General features: G+C 43.6%; 23 protein-coding genes. 13 read left to right on the top strand and 10 right to left on the bottom strand.

Going from position 1 to position 16,739, the window contains the following annotated elements; translation table 11 throughout:
* Both ACH6CZ_RS12560 and ACH6CZ_RS12555 read right to left on the bottom strand, forming a co-directional pair.
* Positions 1-590: hypothetical protein (locus tag ACH6CZ_RS12560; protein WP_374097796.1), on the bottom strand; the 590-nt coding region annotated here is incomplete at its 3' end.
* A 29-nt stretch (positions 591-619) separates the two neighbouring features.
* The gene (locus ACH6CZ_RS12555; RefSeq protein ID WP_374097795.1) at positions 620-1,855 is read right to left on the bottom strand and encodes a hypothetical protein; all 1,236 of its coding nucleotides are present in this window, start codon (positions 1,853-1,855) and stop codon (positions 620-622) included.
* 207 nt (positions 1,856-2,062) lie between these two features.
* Here ACH6CZ_RS12555 and ACH6CZ_RS12550 point away from each other — a divergent pair, with 207 nt between their 5' ends.
* The 5 genes from ACH6CZ_RS12550 (at position 2,063) to ACH6CZ_RS12530 (ending at position 4,816) form a co-directional block, all read left to right on the top strand.
* A complete protein-coding gene (locus ACH6CZ_RS12550; protein WP_374097794.1) occupies positions 2,063-2,443 on the top strand; it encodes a hypothetical protein in 381 nt (126 codons plus the stop codon).
* A 94-nt stretch (positions 2,444-2,537) separates the two neighbouring features.
* A complete protein-coding gene (locus tag ACH6CZ_RS12545) occupies positions 2,538-2,903 on the top strand; it encodes a YidH family protein (RefSeq protein ID WP_374097793.1) in 366 nt (121 codons plus the stop codon).
* Between the two features lie 115 nt (positions 2,904-3,018).
* A complete protein-coding gene (rpsN, locus tag ACH6CZ_RS12540; RefSeq protein WP_374097792.1) occupies positions 3,019-3,288 on the top strand; it encodes a 30S ribosomal protein S14 in 270 nt (89 codons plus the stop codon).
* Between the two features lie 12 nt (positions 3,289-3,300).
* Positions 3,301-3,648 carry a hypothetical protein gene (locus tag ACH6CZ_RS12535; RefSeq protein ID WP_374097791.1) on the top strand — a complete coding sequence of 116 codons (348 nt, stop codon included), beginning with the start codon at positions 3,301-3,303 and terminating at the stop codon, positions 3,646-3,648.
* 10 nt (positions 3,649-3,658) lie between these two features.
* Positions 3,659-4,816, top strand: coding sequence for a SidA/IucD/PvdA family monooxygenase (locus ACH6CZ_RS12530; protein WP_374097790.1), 1,158 nt, complete (start codon positions 3,659-3,661; stop codon positions 4,814-4,816).
* Here the strand turns inward: ACH6CZ_RS12530 and ACH6CZ_RS12525 are convergent.
* From ACH6CZ_RS12525 to ACH6CZ_RS12510, 4 genes are all read right to left on the bottom strand, one after another.
* Positions 4,813-5,010 carry a hypothetical protein gene (locus ACH6CZ_RS12525; protein WP_374097789.1) on the bottom strand — a complete coding sequence of 66 codons (198 nt, stop codon included), beginning with the start codon at positions 5,008-5,010 and terminating at the stop codon, positions 4,813-4,815. The genes ACH6CZ_RS12530 and ACH6CZ_RS12525 overlap by 4 nt on opposite strands.
* A gap of 11 nt (positions 5,011-5,021) precedes the next feature.
* The gene (locus ACH6CZ_RS12520; protein WP_374097788.1) at positions 5,022-6,464 is read right to left on the bottom strand and encodes an NAD(P)H-binding protein; all 1,443 of its coding nucleotides are present in this window, start codon (positions 6,462-6,464) and stop codon (positions 5,022-5,024) included.
* A gap of 275 nt (positions 6,465-6,739) precedes the next feature.
* Positions 6,740-8,035 carry a protoglobin domain-containing protein gene (locus ACH6CZ_RS12515; RefSeq protein ID WP_374097787.1) on the bottom strand — a complete coding sequence of 432 codons (1,296 nt, stop codon included), beginning with the start codon at positions 8,033-8,035 and terminating at the stop codon, positions 6,740-6,742.
* A gap of 127 nt (positions 8,036-8,162) precedes the next feature.
* A complete protein-coding gene (locus ACH6CZ_RS12510; RefSeq protein ID WP_374097786.1) occupies positions 8,163-8,615 on the bottom strand; it encodes an RrF2 family transcriptional regulator in 453 nt (150 codons plus the stop codon).
* A 263-nt stretch (positions 8,616-8,878) separates the two neighbouring features.
* Between ACH6CZ_RS12510 and ACH6CZ_RS12505 the strand changes: the two genes are divergently transcribed.
* The 3 genes from ACH6CZ_RS12505 to ACH6CZ_RS12495 all read left to right on the top strand — a co-directional run bounded on the left by ACH6CZ_RS12505 (position 8,879) and on the right by ACH6CZ_RS12495 (position 9,552).
* The gene (locus ACH6CZ_RS12505; protein ID WP_374097785.1) at positions 8,879-9,097 is read left to right on the top strand and encodes a DUF1659 domain-containing protein; all 219 of its coding nucleotides are present in this window, start codon (positions 8,879-8,881) and stop codon (positions 9,095-9,097) included.
* A 32-nt stretch (positions 9,098-9,129) separates the two neighbouring features.
* Complete coding sequence (locus tag ACH6CZ_RS12500) at positions 9,130-9,351, top strand: DUF2922 domain-containing protein (RefSeq protein ID WP_374097784.1); 222 nt, start codon at positions 9,130-9,132, stop codon at positions 9,349-9,351.
* Between the two features lie 63 nt (positions 9,352-9,414).
* Positions 9,415-9,552, top strand: a complete 138-nt coding sequence (locus ACH6CZ_RS12495; protein WP_374097783.1) for a YvrJ family protein — start codon at positions 9,415-9,417, stop codon at positions 9,550-9,552.
* Between the two features lie 156 nt (positions 9,553-9,708).
* Here ACH6CZ_RS12495 and ACH6CZ_RS12490 read toward each other — a convergent pair whose 3' ends face one another.
* The 3 genes from ACH6CZ_RS12490 to ACH6CZ_RS12480 form a co-directional block, all read right to left on the bottom strand.
* The gene (locus ACH6CZ_RS12490; protein WP_374097782.1) at positions 9,709-9,897 is read right to left on the bottom strand and encodes a hypothetical protein; all 189 of its coding nucleotides are present in this window, start codon (positions 9,895-9,897) and stop codon (positions 9,709-9,711) included.
* Positions 9,897-10,082 carry a hypothetical protein gene (locus tag ACH6CZ_RS12485; protein WP_374097781.1) on the bottom strand — a complete coding sequence of 62 codons (186 nt, stop codon included), beginning with the start codon at positions 10,080-10,082 and terminating at the stop codon, positions 9,897-9,899. Before ACH6CZ_RS12485 ends, ACH6CZ_RS12490 begins: the two co-directional genes overlap by 1 nt.
* 104 nt (positions 10,083-10,186) lie before the next feature.
* The gene (locus ACH6CZ_RS12480; protein ID WP_374097780.1) at positions 10,187-11,029 is read right to left on the bottom strand and encodes a methyltransferase domain-containing protein; all 843 of its coding nucleotides are present in this window, start codon (positions 11,027-11,029) and stop codon (positions 10,187-10,189) included.
* A gap of 136 nt (positions 11,030-11,165) precedes the next feature.
* On the opposite strand from ACH6CZ_RS12480, the gene ACH6CZ_RS12475 reads away from it, so the two are divergent.
* Positions 11,166-11,357, top strand: a complete 192-nt coding sequence (locus ACH6CZ_RS12475; protein ID WP_374097779.1) for a hypothetical protein — start codon at positions 11,166-11,168, stop codon at positions 11,355-11,357.
* A 299-nt stretch (positions 11,358-11,656) separates the two neighbouring features.
* Here the strand turns inward: ACH6CZ_RS12475 and ACH6CZ_RS12470 are convergent, their stop codons facing one another.
* Positions 11,657-12,697, bottom strand: a complete 1,041-nt coding sequence (locus ACH6CZ_RS12470; protein ID WP_374097778.1) for an NAD(P)/FAD-dependent oxidoreductase — start codon at positions 12,695-12,697, stop codon at positions 11,657-11,659.
* A gap of 202 nt (positions 12,698-12,899) precedes the next feature.
* Here ACH6CZ_RS12470 and ACH6CZ_RS12465 point away from each other — a divergent pair, with 202 nt between their 5' ends.
* From ACH6CZ_RS12465 to ACH6CZ_RS12450, 4 genes are read left to right on the top strand one after another with little or no spacing between them, the layout of a single operon-like run.
* On the top strand, positions 12,900-13,712 hold the full coding sequence (locus tag ACH6CZ_RS12465; RefSeq protein WP_374097813.1) for an ABC transporter ATP-binding protein: 813 nt from the start codon (positions 12,900-12,902) through the stop codon (positions 13,710-13,712).
* Positions 13,713-13,724: 12 nt separating this feature from the next.
* Positions 13,725-14,657 carry an iron-hydroxamate ABC transporter substrate-binding protein gene (locus ACH6CZ_RS12460; protein WP_374097777.1) on the top strand — a complete coding sequence of 311 codons (933 nt, stop codon included), beginning with the start codon at positions 13,725-13,727 and terminating at the stop codon, positions 14,655-14,657.
* A 54-nt stretch (positions 14,658-14,711) separates the two neighbouring features.
* Positions 14,712-15,710 (top strand): FecCD family ABC transporter permease, encoded by a 999-nt coding sequence (locus ACH6CZ_RS12455; protein ID WP_374097776.1) that lies wholly within the window; start codon positions 14,712-14,714, stop codon positions 15,708-15,710.
* Complete coding sequence (locus tag ACH6CZ_RS12450) at positions 15,707-16,714, top strand: FecCD family ABC transporter permease (RefSeq protein ID WP_374097775.1); 1,008 nt, start codon at positions 15,707-15,709, stop codon at positions 16,712-16,714. The genes ACH6CZ_RS12455 and ACH6CZ_RS12450 overlap by 4 nt, the downstream gene beginning before the upstream one ends.
* The last annotated feature ends 25 nt before the right edge of the window (positions 16,715-16,739 follow it).

The raw sequence follows: 16,739 nt of genomic DNA, 5'->3' as shown, positions 1-16,739 counted from the left end.
ACCACTACATCTGTGTTCACATCGTTTGAAGCATCCGCCATTACTTCTGCACTTTCTTCTGCTCCTTCAGCTGTTACACCTACTGATGCGTCTGTCTGTGCATCTGCATTCGCTGCTACTTCATCTTCGTTTACCACTACATCTGTGTTCACATCGTTTGAAGCATCCGCCATTACTTCTGCACTTTCTTCTGCTCCTTCAGCTGTTACGCCTACCGAAGCTTCTGTCTGTGCATCTGCATTCGCTGCTACTTCATCTTCATTTACAGTTGTTTCAGTATTCACGTCATTTGAAACATCTGCTTCAGTTGAAACATTTTCCTCGTCATTTGAGCTTTGAACTTCAAGGTTGGCATCTGTTTCAGCGTTACCTTCCGTTTGAAGTTCTTCTCCATCATCTGAAGATCCTGTCAGACCAATATCATTAAGGACTGACAGCGAGCCATCCTCAGACTCAAGAATTGACACATCATCGAGCAGATTGCCGCCAAGCAGTCCATCACGATCTTCTGCCTGTCCTGCTTGTCCACCAACTAAAAGTCCAAATGCTACTGTACCTGCGATTGTAAATGCTTTAACTGTATTTTTCATGTTTTATACTCTCCTCTTTTTTCGTTTTTTTAAATGTTATTTGCGAAAAAAGAAGAGAATTTCGGCGGCTGAGTCGGCGGAGCATTCAGCCATTGGTCAAATAAAAGCCTTTCGCTTGCATATGAGCTGACTTCGTTTATTTCATAAAAGCTTTCCTGATCAAACAGTACTGCAGCTGGCGCTGATGTCGCACCACCGCCCGCATTACCGGCAGGTCCCTGAGATGATCCTCCACTGAATGACGGTGAAGGTGTTACTGTTGCATGATTAGGAACGATTGTATTAGATTCCTGATCAGGAACATTTGAACTTTCTTCACTCTGCTCTTGTTGAGATGGACCTTCAGTGAACGCTTTTGACTCTGAATTAAATACTGTCTCAACTGCTACAGGACGCTCAGTTTTCTCAGCAGCAGGAATCACTGTTTTTTCAGCAATTTCTTCCGGTTTATTGTTTTGAACAGTATCTGATGACTCTTCCTGAACAGTTACAGAAGAATCCGGAAGAGTTGTACTGATCTCTTCAGTATCCGGTGTAGACACAACAGCTTCTGCCGGAGTATCCGGCGCTTTTACGTCTTCATCATCTGAGAGATCTGCTTCAACAACCGGGGTACTTACCTCAATACCGTCTTTATCAGATACATTTACTTCTGCAACCGGCGTATCCACTTCAACACCTTCTTTCACGGAAACTTTCGCATCCGCAACAGGTGTATCTGCTTCGACTTCAAGATCAGGCGACACTGAAGCTTCTGAGACAGGTGTATCTACTTCCACACCTTCATTTGCAGAAATTTTTGCTTCAGCAACGGGCGTATCTGCTTCAACCTCAAGCTCCGTTGACACTGAAGCCTCTGCTATAGGCGTATCTACCTTAACACCTTCATCAGCAGACAGTTTTGCATCTGCCACTGAAGTGTCCGCTTCAATCCCGCCTTCAGAAGTTACTTTCGCTTCTGCGACAGGTGTTGACACTTTCACACCATCTGATGTATCCACTTCTGCAATCCCGGCATCCACTTTTACATCAGGAACAGTTTCTTCGACTGTCTTTGTAACAGGTTTAGTGACCTCATCAACAGTGCCGACAACAGAAGAAACAGTTTCCCCGAGCAAAGAAGACGTCTCTTCCTGTTCTTCAGTTTTACTGTCTTCCCCTGTCAGACTATTGGTCACATCTGATAACAATCCTTCAGCTGACGCAGATGCCGGTAATAAAAACAGCCCTGTCATCACGGATAAAGCCATGCACCACTTACGCACGCACTCACCCCCTTTCACTGAAAAATGAACTGAATAAAATTTAATCACGTACAGTAAACGCAGCAGGTTTTAAAATGGATCACTTTTTCTCTAAAAAAATTGTCTGATCATTAATCTGTCTCTCAATTGTCATATTGTAAAGTGGTAGATCCCCTTGTAACCCGATAAAATGAGAGAGGGAATATGTATGAAAAGGAGAGGATCCATATGCATAAAAAGCACAGTAATTTACTGTTGAAAACAGCAGCAATCTTCGGATTAATCGGTGCAGGGATTGGCGGACATATGGCAGGGTCATATGATTATGCTTTCAGAGCAGCTCACGCCCATATACTTGTGGTTGGCTGGCTGTCATTATTCTCATGGGCAGTTTACTACCGGCTGTTTAAGCCTCTTTCAAAAAAGCTGGCAACTGCTCATGTGTATACAGCGATTATCGGTACAATCGGATTAACTTCTGGGATGATCCTGGATATTTTTGATGCACCGCAGTCATTTTACTTTATTGTGTATATCGGTGGCGGTGTCACACTGCTCGCCAGCTTTTTCCTCTTTGCGCTTCTTGCGTTTATGAAACACGAGGGATAATGAATGCTCCTGTCACTTTTGGCAGGGGCATTTGTTTTTAATATTGCAGAAAAGGGAATCTTAATGACTGAGCATATACTAAAGGGGTGGTTCCGTGAAAAAGGATCATGATATAGAAAAAAATCTGATACAGCAGCACCTTGCCAATGAGCGGACAATGCTTGCCTGGATAAGAACTGCGATCGCTTTAATAGGAATCGGGTTTCTCGTAACAAACCTCCATTACACGATCGAGTCATCCGGCACTTACAATACAGACCTTTTCATTAACTTCATCGGCTTCTTTTCAGTCTTTCTCGGTATTCTTACGATTGTTCTCGCAATGATTTCATATTTTAAAAATGCTAAATCCATTAATAATCAATCGTTTCATTCCTCACGCTATACAGTCATTCTGCTCGGAATTTTCGTTTTGATTGTAGCCATTCTATTCGCGATTTATTTTGTCATCAGCCTATAAACTCTTCTGTCCTTTTTTTAAAAAGGGTTTTTTGTGCTTGCATTCATTTTCAGTATATGATTAACTAACATTTATAAAACGTAATCGTTACGATTTAAAAAAGGAGTTTTTATAAATGGCTAAGAAATCAAAAGTTGTAAAAGAAAAAAAGCGTCAAGCGCTTGTTGAGAAGTATGCAGAGAAGAGAAAGGAATTAAAAGAAGCGGGTGACTACGCGGCACTTGCAAAGCTGCCGAAGGATTCAGCTCCTTCAAGACTGAAGAATCGCTGCGAAGTAACAGGGCGCCCACGTGGGTTTATGAGAAAGTTCAAAATGTCCAGAATTGCTTTTCGTGAGTATGCCCATAAAGGTCAGGTGCCTGGCGTTAAAAAATCAAGCTGGTAAGGAGATTGTCTGATGAACCCTTATTTACTGGAGATCCTGGAAAGAGATTGTGTGCGCGCACTGCCACCTTTTGACCAATCATTATATAGATTTGTCACCGAGGCGGAAGAGGAAATTGCTGCTCAATGCGAAACCAAAGAAGAGTTTCTTCAAAAGCTTGTACAGCACTCTCCGCATACGCTTGCTGCCGCACAATTTAACCTGACATTCGAGCAGGTCATGATGCGTATGAAAAAGATAGAAATTTATATCGATCAAGAGATCAATAAGAAATTACAGCGTCTGAAATGGGAAGAAAAGACACCTGTCAAAAGACAGCCGGGTGCTGTCTCTTCACAGTACTTTCTGTTGACTGTATAGAGGTGAGAACATGTACGAATGGCTGATTGCAGGTGGCGGTATACACGGTTGTACGATCGCAGCGCACCTTTTAAAACAAAACATCATAAGACCGGATCAATTAAAAATCATTGACCCTCACCCTGAGCCGCTTGCTGAGTGGAAAGAACGTACAGCATTTATTGATATGCCCTACCTGCGCTCCCCGGGTGTTCATCATTTGGATATAAAGCCTTTCAGCTTGAAGCAATATGGAAAACGGGCAGGAACTGAAACTGATTTTTATGGAGCGTACAGCCGTCCGTCACTTTATCTGTTTAACGAACATTGTGATCATGTCATACAAGAGTCCGGACTACGCGAAAGCTGGCACACCGGTTTAATCAGCAGTGCCATGAGAGAAAAAGATCATTGGATAATCGAGACAGAACAGGGAGATCGTTTTCATACAAAAAACCTGGTGGTCGCAACAGGCGTTAACCGGCGGATATTTTTTCCTGAATGGGGTTACTTAGCAAAAAGAATGGCACCTTCACAGGTCTCTCACGTATTTGATGACAAAAAAGCCGCACCAGTCGGTCCGATCGCAGTGATTGGAGGCGGAATCAGCGCTGCCCACCTGACAATCAAGCTTTCAAAACAATACCCCGGACAGGTTACACAAGTAACCAGACACGCATACAGAGTTCATGACTTTGACAGTGACCCGGGCTGGCTTGGTCCGAAATACATGGATGGCTTCAGCAGATTGAGTGCACAAGAGAAGCGGCGGACGATCCAGCAGGCAAGGCATAAAGGGTCCATTCCAGCCGAACTGAATCAAAAACTGCATCATCTGAGGAAAAAGGGATCCTATCACCTTTATATTGATAAAATTAGTCACGTGGAATATAAAAATAATCAGTTTACATTGACCGCACAATCCGGAAAACAGCTGGAGGTCAAAACGGTCTATTTCGCCACGGGATTTGCTCCTGATGTGATGTCTGCCGGCTTTTTAGCTGATCTCATTAAAAGAGAGAACCTTCAGTGCGCGCACTGCGGGTTCCCTCTTGTGAATCAGCACCTTGAATGGTGCGACCATTTATTTGTTTCAGGACCTCTTGCTGAGCTGGAGCTTGGTCCTTCATCAAGAAATGTTATTGGTGCAATGAAAGCTGCAGATCGTATTACTGCAGCTTCATGTTAATCTTTTCTTCTAAATCTGGCAGCAATATATAACACCATGAAAAACAGTGCAATACTCAGCAGGATATTCGTTGAGAATCCTCCGAATATCCATGCACTCTCTCCTGCACCTGTAAATAACAGACTGACTGCTGCCAGAAAAAAGAAGAAAATTGAGATGACAAGCAGAATCAGCTTCCAGCCCTGCTTCAACATATGAATCCCTCCTACGCTTCCACCACTTCTTTTTCAGCGCCGGCCCCTTCATGATGCCGCTCGCTTTCCATCAGCTTTTCCAAATGCTTTTTAAATAAATACATGACGACTAAATGGACGTTTGCCTGCGTATATTTATAAATGAACCATGGCATGGCGGGCTCATATTCGTGAATGGCAATGATACATTCCTGCGTATCAGGAATTTGCCTGAATTCGATTCTGCCGCGGCTGTTTTCTCGTACAGAAGCGAATCGTCCGCCTGTTATCTTATAGAGTGACCTGAACTGATCACTTTCATCCGGTGCAAATGACAGCTCAAGCAGCGGTTTGTTTTTGCTGATCAGAAATACCTGACCTTTTTTGTGAGAATCAACCTTTGTCCAAAGTAGTGGCTTTGCCAATGTCGCCAGCCAGTCCATATATTCCTCGCCGGCCCATTCAGCATTCTTCCCTTCAGGCAGCATCACCCGCTGCACAGAACGTACATCTTTCCCGGTTGGATTAGGCTTTAGATAGTCCGGTGCCCCAGAAGATTCCTCGTCTTCTTTCAAAGCTGTTTTTGCGGCTTCTTTGAAAGTAATAGTTCCTTCACTGATTCCTTCAACCTTATTCTTTGCAACCATTGCATGCTGCAGACTTTCAACCAGCGGATAGACCATTTCCTTTGAAGCGCCCGTCACCAGCATGACCCACAAACGTGATAAGTTCACTGTCATGAATGGAACATCCACCACTCTCGGTTTCTTGCCTAACACTTCAGCAGTCTGAATCATCATCTCTTTATACGTCATAACTTCCGGTCCGCCGACATCAATTGATCGATTTTTTACTTCTTCGTTTCCAACACTCTTGCTTAATGACCCGACGACATCTTTCAGCGCGATCGGGTGCGTTTTCGTTCTTGTCCACTTTGGCAGTAGCATGAAGGGAAGCCTTTTTGCAAGTTTGGACAGAATCGGGAATGATGACCCTTTTGGTCCGACAATCAGCCCTGCCCTGATAGTCGTGACAGGTGTTCCATATGCTCTCAGCACTTTTTCCACTTCAAGCCGGCTGCGTAAATGACGGCTCAGCTTATTGCGCTCTTCATTCTGCGGAACAATGCCACTTAAATAGATAATCTGTTTTACACCCTGCTTTTTTGCTGCGCGTGCAAAATTGTCTGCTAAAATCAGGTCCATGTCTTCGAATTTAGCCTGTGTTAACTTTGCAGAGGGCTTCATTGAGTGGATCAGGTATATCGCATAATCTGCTCCCTCAAGCGCCTGTTCTGCATCTTTCATCGAAAAGAAGTCTGCTGAGCGCCAGGTAACTTGCTCTGTATTTTCTTTGTCATCCCCGCTTCTCGAAAGGGCAATCACATCAGCTTTTTTTTGTATCTGCTCAAGCAGATTTCCGCCTATGTAACCCGTGGCGCCTGTCAGTGCAACGACTGGTCTGTTGTTTCCCATAAAATCGCTCTCCTTTAATTCGTCAGATCTTATATGTATACCCGGAGACATCCAGTTACTAACAATAGGGGGCAGATGCTTTCCGCGGCCGGGCGGTGAGCCAGCAGGCCGTGCTTCGTCTCACCTGTCCCTTCCTGCGAGCCACCGCCCTACGCTTCAATCCCAGCTGTGCTAAAAACAATGGACTATAATAAAAAAGACCGTGACAATTACGTCTCAGTCTTTTAAAAGTTTGGCTGTGCCTCACTCAAATAGGATGCTATAAATTAAGTATTTTATTTAAGCTCTGCCTTCTTAACAAGCTGTTCTGTTGCACGTGAAAGGCCGCTGGTTGTTTCGTTGATTTCCTGTATAGATGTCACGATGGTTTCAAGGTCTCTTTTATTTCGTCCAAACATGTCGAGGTAGTTTTCCATCTCCATCTGGAAAGTCGTTAAGCCGGTTTTGACCCGTTTAACATTCTCCTGTGAAGCCTGGTTTTCTTCATTTAATTCTTTCATCTGTACGACTAGTGATTGGATTCCTTTATTGCTCTGGTCAATCAGACCATTGATCTGTCCGCTCAGTGCTTTTGCGTTTTCAGCAAGATTTCTGACTTCACTTGCTACAACAGCAAAGCCTTTTCCGTGCTCACCGGCTCTTGCCGCTTCAATTGAAGCATTCAATGCTAACAGGTTCGTCTGATCAGCTATAGCCTCGATTCCCTGTGTCATTTTGATGATCTCTTCAGACGTTTGCTTTAAATGGTTCATCCCTTCAACAGACATGCCCACTTTTTCAGCTGACTGAACGAATTGCACTTCCATTTCATTCATTAATTTCTCATTTTCTTTCGCGAGTCCAACCAGGTTTTTGCTCGACTTTTCTGTCTGGCCGGTTTCTTCTAGAATTTGCGCAGCACTCTCACTCGTTCTGATTACTGTGTGTTCAGCCTGCGTTACTGAAGCCGCAACCTCCTGACTGACTGATGCAATTTCAGTCTGGAGCTGCTCATTTTTCTGATTTGCTTCTTCTAATTCATTCATTCTGATCGTCATATAGTGTTCTGTAACAAGCTGTGCATCAAGATTCATGACATGTGTAATCGCTAAAAGGGATTTCTGCAGTTCCTCCGGGTCTTTTTGAAGCTGTTCTACTACTTTTGGAATCAGCAGTGTCTGAAACGAAGAGTAAGTTGCGAGAAACCATGTCACCGGCACATTAAATCGGTTATGGGTTTCCCCCATTCTTTTACGCATCGCAAAATATTGATCATCAAGCTTCCCGCTCAATAAACTTCTGAAATAATCAGCAAAAACCTTTTTCAGTCTTTCGCGAGTAGACGATTCTGAAGCGATTTTAGCCATCTCAGGACTTTTCATTAGATGGTCAAGGACCGTTTCCAAAATATCATCCAGAATAGATGTGATCACCGGACTAAGCTCCTGCAGGTTTTCTACATGTTCCTGCTTGAACCCCATATAAAACAATCTGTCTTGTAATTCTCGTCTTATATTAACAATCTCTGTTTTTTCTGGATAAGCCATTGGCGCTTTGTAAAGAAGAGCTTCTTTTCTTTTAAATGACAACATAGATGTAACCTCACTTTTGTGATAATAGGCTTATTTTTTATAATAAATCTTTATTCCTATTCCCTCTTTATCATAAAAAACTCCGCCCGATTTGTCTATTTTAAATATAAAAAAACAAAGTCTTCGGTTAAGACTTTGTTTGCTCTTCGTTTTGAAACAGGCTACGGAGCTCTGATGGATTGCGTACCAGATCAGCAAGTGTATAGGCATCAAGCACCTGTAAGTAGGCCTGCAATGCTTTAGCAAGCGCGTGTTTCAGTCCGCACACAGGGGAAATCACACAATGACCTCCTCCGGGCTGAAAACACTCAACCAGTTCAAAATGATCTTCAGTTTTTCTGACAACTTTTCCTACATTAATCTCTTCAGGTTTTTTAGCAAGTCGGATTCCACCTTTTCTACCCCTGGTTGTTTCAATGAGTCCAAGCTTGCCGAGCTCATGTGTCACTTTCATCAGGTGATTTTTCGAGATCTGATAAGCATCTGCAATCTCCTGAATATTTGAAAGTTCCCCCTCTTCTTTCGCACCAAGATAGATCAGTACGCGTAAAGAGTAATCTGTATATAAAGTTAATTTCATTAACCTCACCCTATCTTTTGCTTAAATTTTTATTATACATGTAGAGACACTTCACTGCCAAAATTAAAACTTCAGAAATGATAAAAGAGCTGAGAGATAAAATGTTTCAGCTCTTTTATCGGTTCACCGTGCCTCAGTCGGATATGAACTGATCTTCTTTTAGATATCTATCATCACTATTCGTTTAACTTGATTATTTATATCTAAAGGGTATCCCTTCTTCCTCCCACTTACGATCTAGTGAGTGAAAGGAGGTGATCAGCATGGCAAACGTAAAAACAGATGATATCAGAATCCGCTTATTGTTTGACGCAGGACTGACAGAAGCAGGCAAGCCATTTACAAAGCGCAAAACGTACAGCAGAATCCGCCTGAGTGCTTCAGCAGAACAAATGTATAACACTTCAGTTGCACTCGCTTCTCTATCAAGCTATCCGCTTATCGAGATCGGGCACGTAGAAACAGGAGCAGTCACACTTTAATACCCAAATCATTTTAGAAAGGAGAAATTGATATGAATAAAACACTGGAACTGATCTTTCTGACTTCTGAGGGTGGAAATGCCTCTCTTACAGTCGACACTCCCATTGAACCAATCGATCCTGCAACTGTTCAGGCTGTGATGCAGACGGTCATTGATGAAAACCTGTTTATCTCGCCAACCGGCGCACTTACTGGGATTAAAAGTGCACGCGTTGTATCACGGGGCGTTGAAGCAGTTGAATTAGGCGTTTAATTTTAAAAAGGCGGTCAGCTTCCGGGCTGATCGTTTTTTCTTTTACTGAAAGGAGTTGAGGGAATGGAGCAATGGATTTCTTTTATCAGTGACGTGGGCTTCCCAATCATTGTGACGCTGTATCTGCTGCACAGAATTGAAGCCAAGCTTGAGGCAGTCATCCAGTCCATTCACGGATTAACAGAAGCGGGTAATAGCTAAATACAGAAAAGCGGAAGGCGCTCGTTCAGCTACGACGGGCATAAGACGCGGAGCGGAAAACGGGTGACCTTTCCCGTTTACCGATGCGTGGCTTATGACCCGAGGAGCTAGCGCCTAGAGCTGGACACAAAAACAACCTGAAACGGATAAGTCGTCTCAGGTTCTTTTATTTTTTCCGGGTGCTTTATACCAGCCCATTTTCGTCCAGAGCAGGTAATAGGCAAATGCGAAAACTGCAGCTGCCACAATGTTCACAGGAAATAATACTTCTCCATTTTGAATCAGATCAAAAATGCCAAGCAGACTGAACACAAAAATGAAGACGCACATTGCGCGCTTTTTCATTACTGCTCCTTCTTACGTCTTTTAAGCTCGAAGTACCACATTAACATCGTAAAGAAGAATCCAAACATCACAGACTGGACTGCGTTTGGCCCCCAGTTAATCTGATCAGCAAGCGCAAGGTCCCATAGCGCTGAGAATACAAAATAAATGACTGTGTAAATCACAAAACGGATCACAAATGACAATGTTGACGCTCCTTTTCAATCGGCTTTTTCAGATAGATACAGTATGACACAGAATCGCTTGTAGTAGTGCTGTCTCCTGCAATTGTTCAAGGTTTGGATTTATTTCACTTTTTTCTCCCGATCAGTATATCCACGTCCAGCGTCATATCTGTGCGTTTCAAAGCTTTAAACGATGACACTTTTTCAGGATCTGCACGCCAGCTGAGTGGCGTCATATGAACAAGCGCTTCGATCGCCTGCTGGTTAAGCGACTGGACGAAGGTTACAGTAACCTTTTCTTTTACATCAAACTGCTCGTAAAAAGCTGAAACTGTCTCCTCATTTTCATATCCACTGCCAAAATAATGATGGCGCAGTTCTTTCAAATAGCCTGAACGAGGGACAATTTTAATCACTTCTCCATCATCTTTTAACAGCCGGGCGAACTCGCGGTAATTTGCCGGGGATAAAATATTCAGAATGAAATCTACAGATTCGCTTTCCACCGGCGCTTTTGCCAGGTCAGAAGTAATCCACAGAACCTGTTCATAAAAACGTGCTGCTGCCTGGATTCCGTCTTTGGCCAGATCAATTCCAACTCCCGTAAAGCCTTCTAATGACTCAATTACTTGAGCCAGATGAGTCCCTTCACCACAGCCCGCATCAAGAATGACGCCGCGCTTTTGAATGCTCAAATACTTTATGACTTCATCAATTGCAGGCTTAAAAAACGCCGCCTCATTCATTAGATATTGCCGTGCCTCAAACAGATCCTTCGTATATTTCGTTTTTAGATTTTTCGTTAACAGGTGAATCGAGCCGTTTTTTGCAATATCAAACTGATGATTGCTTTTGCAGATCAGCGTCATTTCTTCCACACCAAGCTTTTCACCGCATACAGAACACAACAGATGCGGAAATTTGTCTTTGATCATAACCGCCGCGGCTTCCCTCTTTTTTAATTTCATACAATATGCTCCGATCAATTTTTCTTTATCATAACAAAAAGCGACAACGATGTTTTACTTCATTTCAAATGTGACAAATGTTTGTCGAACCGCTCAGCGGGTAAATGAAAAGCAAAATCCTAAGGAGTGTTTCACAATGGAAAACAAGCATCAGGATTTCGGTGAGAAAGTCAAAGATGTGTTGAGTAAGATGACAGGAAAAGACGATAAAGACAACTATAATAACCATGAGCACGATGATCCTCTGCTAAAACATCAGTTGCATGAAGCAAAAACGAAAGGTCTCGTGCGTGACGATTCCGGCATTACGAAAAATAACAGTATATAAATAAAAACCGCCTGAAAGCTATTCGCTTTTCAGGCGGTTTTCATTTGTAATAGCAGCTTCTCTGGAAAATGTTGAATTCAGACGAATGATGTTACCCACACATCATACAGTTATTCACATACCTTATGCACATATCCACTGAAAAACCCTTGAATAACAGATGAAAATGGTTTACTTCATCCACATGTGGATGAGTCAGTTATTCGTGTTTTGCATCCTCTGATTGTAGATAAGAACATTTTTAAAGGCTATTTAAAAAAGGGGCCGGAACAATAAATATGTCCCAGCCCTTCGTTACCTTATATATTCTTAACCAGTTCACGGTTCTTTTCCTTAAACACATCATTATGTGAAGATACCATTGCAGCTGCCCCTGCGTCAGGCGTAATATAGCGCTTCGCCTGATTCACAGCATTTGCCGCATCATGAAAAGCACCCATCAGCAGATTCAGTTTGCCGTCATGTTTTGAAATATCCCCCGCAGCATAAAGACCCGGCACACTTGAACCCCCGCCAGATTCAGTTTTAATGAAATAATCATCAACCATCTCAATTGGCAGTTCACTGTTTTTAATGAGTGAAGCATCAATCTCATAGCCGTGATTGATAATGACATCATCCACTTCAAGTGAGCTCGCTTCATTTGTAATGCTGTGTGTCAGCTCTACACGGTCAATCGCATCATGCGTCTCATTAGCATGAAGCTTTGTGATCTGCGTGTTTAAAAGACATTCAGCGGTGCTGTTCATCAGCTGACCGATTTGTGATTCATGTCCTTTAAAGTTACAACTGCGGTGCGTGATATATACTTTCTTTGCTACAGGCTCGAGCTCATTCGCCCAGTCAATGGCTGTATTTCCTCCACCTGAGATCAGGACCGTTTTATCCTTGAATTTCTTCAGTGACTGCACAGTATAGTGAAGATTTGATACTTCAAATCGCTCTGCCCCTTCAATCTGAAGCTTTTGAGGATTCAGGATTCCGCTTCCTACCGCTACGATCACTGTTTTAGAAATATGTACATTTCCACTCGCAGCATTGACAACGAAGTGACCGCTCTCATTTTTATGAATGGATTCAACCTTTTCATTCAAGTAAACTTCCGGGTTAAAAGTGAGCCCCTGCTCAACCATCTGTTTAACCATTTTCGCACCGGTAACAGGCGGCATGCCGCCTGCATCCCAGATCATCTTCTCCGGATACACATTAACTTTTCCGCCTAAATGCGGCTGATATTCAAGAATTTTCGCTGTCATTCCGCGCAGACCGCTGTAAAAAGCTGAGTATAATCCAGCGGGACCTCCACCGATAATTGTCACGTCAAATATTTTTTTCTCCATGATCTTCACTCCTGATTTTCAAGTTGAAATCTCCCGTGAACGTTGTTATATAAGCAAATGATTCTCATTCTCATTTATAATTCTCTGATTATTGTAGCATATACTTCACAAAAGTGACATTGACAATTTTAATTCAGGTGACTATAGTTGGAATTATTGATAGTGAGAATCATTATCACACGCAACGACTGGGAGGCCTTCAATCATGCGTCTATATACAGAAGATTTATCTATTGGATACGGTGAAAAGACGATTGTAAAAGAATTAAGCATACAGATTCCTGATCAGAAAATCACAACCATTATTGGTGCAAATGGCTGTGGTAAATCCACACTGTTAAAAGCCATGACACGCATCATCAGTCACCAGTCAGGAAACGCCATTCTTGATGGGAAGCCAATCTCAGAAGAAAGTACAAAAGAGCTGGCGAAGAAAATGGCGATTCTCCCACAGACACCTGAAAGCGCTGCTGGATTAACTGCAGGAGAACTTGTTTCATACGGACGTTTCCCCCATCAAAAGGGTCTTGGAAGATTAACAAAGCGTGATATCGAGATCGTGAACTGGGCACTTGAAGTCACAGACACCATAGAATTCAAGCACCGTGCAGTCGATTCCCTTTCAGGCGGTCAGCGACAGCGTGTATGGATTGCGATGGCACTTGCTCAGGAAACGGATATTATTTTCCTCGATGAGCCGACGACTTATCTGGATATGGCCCACCAGCTTGAAGTGCTTGAACTGCTGAAGAGACTGAACGCGGAACAGGGACGCACGATCATTATGGTCCTGCATGACCTGAATCAGGCAGCACGGTTTGCAGATTACCTGATTGCACTGAAAGATGGAGAGATTGTTAAGACCGGTACATGTGAAGAAATCATGCAGCCGGATGTTCTGAGAAAAGTATTCAATATAGATGCTACAATCGGCCGCGATCCCGTGACAAATAAACCAATGTGTATGACTTATAACTTAGTGAAAACTGCTGAGAAAATCGCAGTGAACCAATAAAGGAGAATCATCATGAAAAACTTCAAAAAAACACTTTTACCATTTACAATCGCAGCACTTGCACTTGCAGCCTGCGGTTCTGACGAAGAATCAGCTACTGACAACACAGAGTCTGCTGAAGGTTCTTCATCTGAAGAAATGATTACGTATGAATCTGAAAACGGACCTGTAGAAGTACCGGCTGATCCTGAAAGAATCGTCGTTTTATCCACATATGCAGGAAACGTCCTTCACCTTGATGACGACATTGTGGGCGTGGACTCTTGGTCGGCATCAAGTCCAAACTATGACTTTGGAGACGCTGAAGAAGTATCTGCTGATAATATTGAGAAAATCATTGAGCTTGATCCTGACCTGATCATTGGACTTGCAAGTGAACCAAATCTTGATCAAATCAGTGAAATCGCGCCCACTGTGACATTTACTTATGGTGCAAACACCTACCTTGATCAGCATATCGAGATCGGGAAAGTACTGAATAAAGAAGAAGAAGCAACTGAATGGGTTGAAGACTTCAAGCAGCGTGCTGCTGAAACGGGTGAAGAAATCAAAGCTGAAATCGGTGAAGATGCAACAGTCACTGTCATCGAAAACTTTGATAAGCAGCTTTATGTATTTGGCGATAACTGGGCACGCGGTACAGAAATTCTGTATCAGGAAATGGGTCTGAATATGCCTGAAAAGGTTAAAGAAGAAGCGCTTGAGCCTGGATACTATACGTTATCTTCAGAAGTACTGCCTGAATTTGTCGGTGATTATCTGATTGTCAGCCGCGTTGCTGATGCTGATAACTCATTTATGGAAACAGAAACGTACAAAAACATTCCTGCTGTGCAAAACGGCAATGAGTTTGTAGCAGATGCTGAAAAGTTCTACTTTAACGATCCGATTACGCTTGAATATCAGCTGAAATTTTTCGAGGAAAACTTCTTAGGTAACGAATGACCGGAAAAGGCTGCAGATGCTGCAGCCTTTTTTCGCATGAAATGAGTGAATGAGATGGACAGGAAAAAGTCGATTGGACTTAGATTTATCATCGCAGGGATATTTCTGATTGTGATGTTTACAGTGGCTGTTACATTTGGTGCAGCCGATACAACACTTCGGGATGTATTTCGGGCTGCTTTTACAGGAGACCGGAGTGCTACTTCCCTTGTTTTAATTGAAATCCGCTTCCCGCGTGAGGTTGCTGCAGTTGTCGTTGGCGCTTCACTAGCTGTATCAGGTGCAATTATGCAGGGGATGACGAGAAACCCGCTGGCTGACCCAGGTATACTTGGATTGACGGCAGGTGCGAATGCTGCGCTTGCAGTTGCATTTGCCTTTATTCCAGGAATTAATTACATGGGGATTATTATTTCCTGCTTTATCGGGGCAGCTGTTGGAGCTGGATTGGTATTTGGGATCGCTTCGCTGAAACGCGGCGGCTTCTCACCGATCCGTGTTGTTCTTGCAGGTGCGGCTGTATCAGCATTTCTCTTTGCGATTTCAGAAGGGATTGCGCTGACATTCAGACTATCCCAAAATGTTGCCCAGTGGACCGCCGGAGGACTGATCGGGACAACATGGACACAGCTTGAACTGCTCATTCCGATTGCTGCGGGCGGGATTGTGGCTGCGATTTTATTTTCAAAGCAGCTGACGATCCTGAGTCTGAGTGAGGAAGTCGCTGTCGGGCTCGGCTCTAAAACAGGTCAGGTAAAAGCGGTGTTTTTTGTACTGACTGTTCTCCTTGCGGGATCTGCTGTTGCGCTGGCAGGTAATATTGCATTTGCAGGGCTGCTTGTCCCTCATATTGTGCGCGCCATTGTCGGAACGGATTACCGTTTTATTTTACCGATGTGCGTACTGATTGGCGGCGCATTCATGCTGTTTGCTGATACATTCGGCCGGCTGATTAATGCGCCATTTGAAACGCCTGTTGCTGCAATTGTTGCAATGCTTGGGCTTCCTTTCTTCTTATATGTTGTAAGGAAAGGAGTGTCGATGTCAGCATGATTGATCCGCAGCTTTTGAAAAAACAAAGAATACTAATGGTCACGTTTATTGCGATTGTGGTGCTGACGATGATTGTCAGTATCGGCTTCGGCTATTCATCGGTTTCTTACAGCCGCATCATTCCTACTCTGCTTGGTCAGGGTGAGTTCAAGGATGAGTTTGTGTTATTCGAGTTGAGACTGCCGCGTATGCTGATCACACTGCTTGCAGGTATGGCGCTTGCGGTTTCAGGTTCAGTGTTACAAAGTATCACGCGTAACGACCTTGCTGACCCGGGTATTATCGGCATTAACTCAGGCGCCGGTGCTGCAGTTGCTGTGTTCTTTTTGTATGCACCGCTTGAAGCAGATTCATTTGCCTATATGATTCCTGCCGTTGCATTTGCAGGTGCATTAATTACAGCTGTACTGATTTATTTATTTGCTTACGAAAAAAGTACAGGCCTTCAGCCAATTCGTCTCATTCTGGTCGGGGTTGGATTTTCCATGGCGCTCTCAGGTCTGATGGTTGTCCTGATTTCTTCTACTGACCGTGAAAAAGTAGACTTTATTGCTTCTTGGCTCGCCGGGAGTGTATGGGGAACTGACTGGCCGTTTGTGTGGGCGATGTTACCATGGCTCCTTGTGCTGATTCCATTTGTATTGTTCAGTGCGCAGAAGCTTAACATTCTTAATTTGAGCGAGCCTGTCGCGATTGGCGTGGGGGTTGGAGTGAATAAGGACCGGATTATTTTGATGCTCGCTGCTGTGGCACTTGCTGCAGCTGCTGTATCAGTCACCGGGGGTATCGCTTTTGTCGGTCTGATGGCACCTCACATTGCGAAATCACTTGTTGGTCCGCGTAATCAGCTGTTTATTCCGCTTGCGATGCTGATCGGCGGATGGCTGCTGCTTGTCGCTGATACGATCGGCCGTAATATTGTCGAGCCCGGCGGTGTTCCGGCGGGCGTGATTGTGGCGATTATTGGTGCTCCTTATTTTGTGTGGCTGTTGTTGAAGAAGTGATGATTGGATTGGTTTGGTTCGGTTT

Source organism: Jeotgalibacillus sp. JSM ZJ347 (genome assembly GCF_044383825.1).
Classification (GTDB): domain Bacteria; phylum Bacillota; class Bacilli; order Bacillales; family Jeotgalibacillaceae; genus Jeotgalibacillus.
Note: the sequence above shows the minus strand (reverse complement) of the source record. Positions and strands in the feature narration are given on the sequence as shown.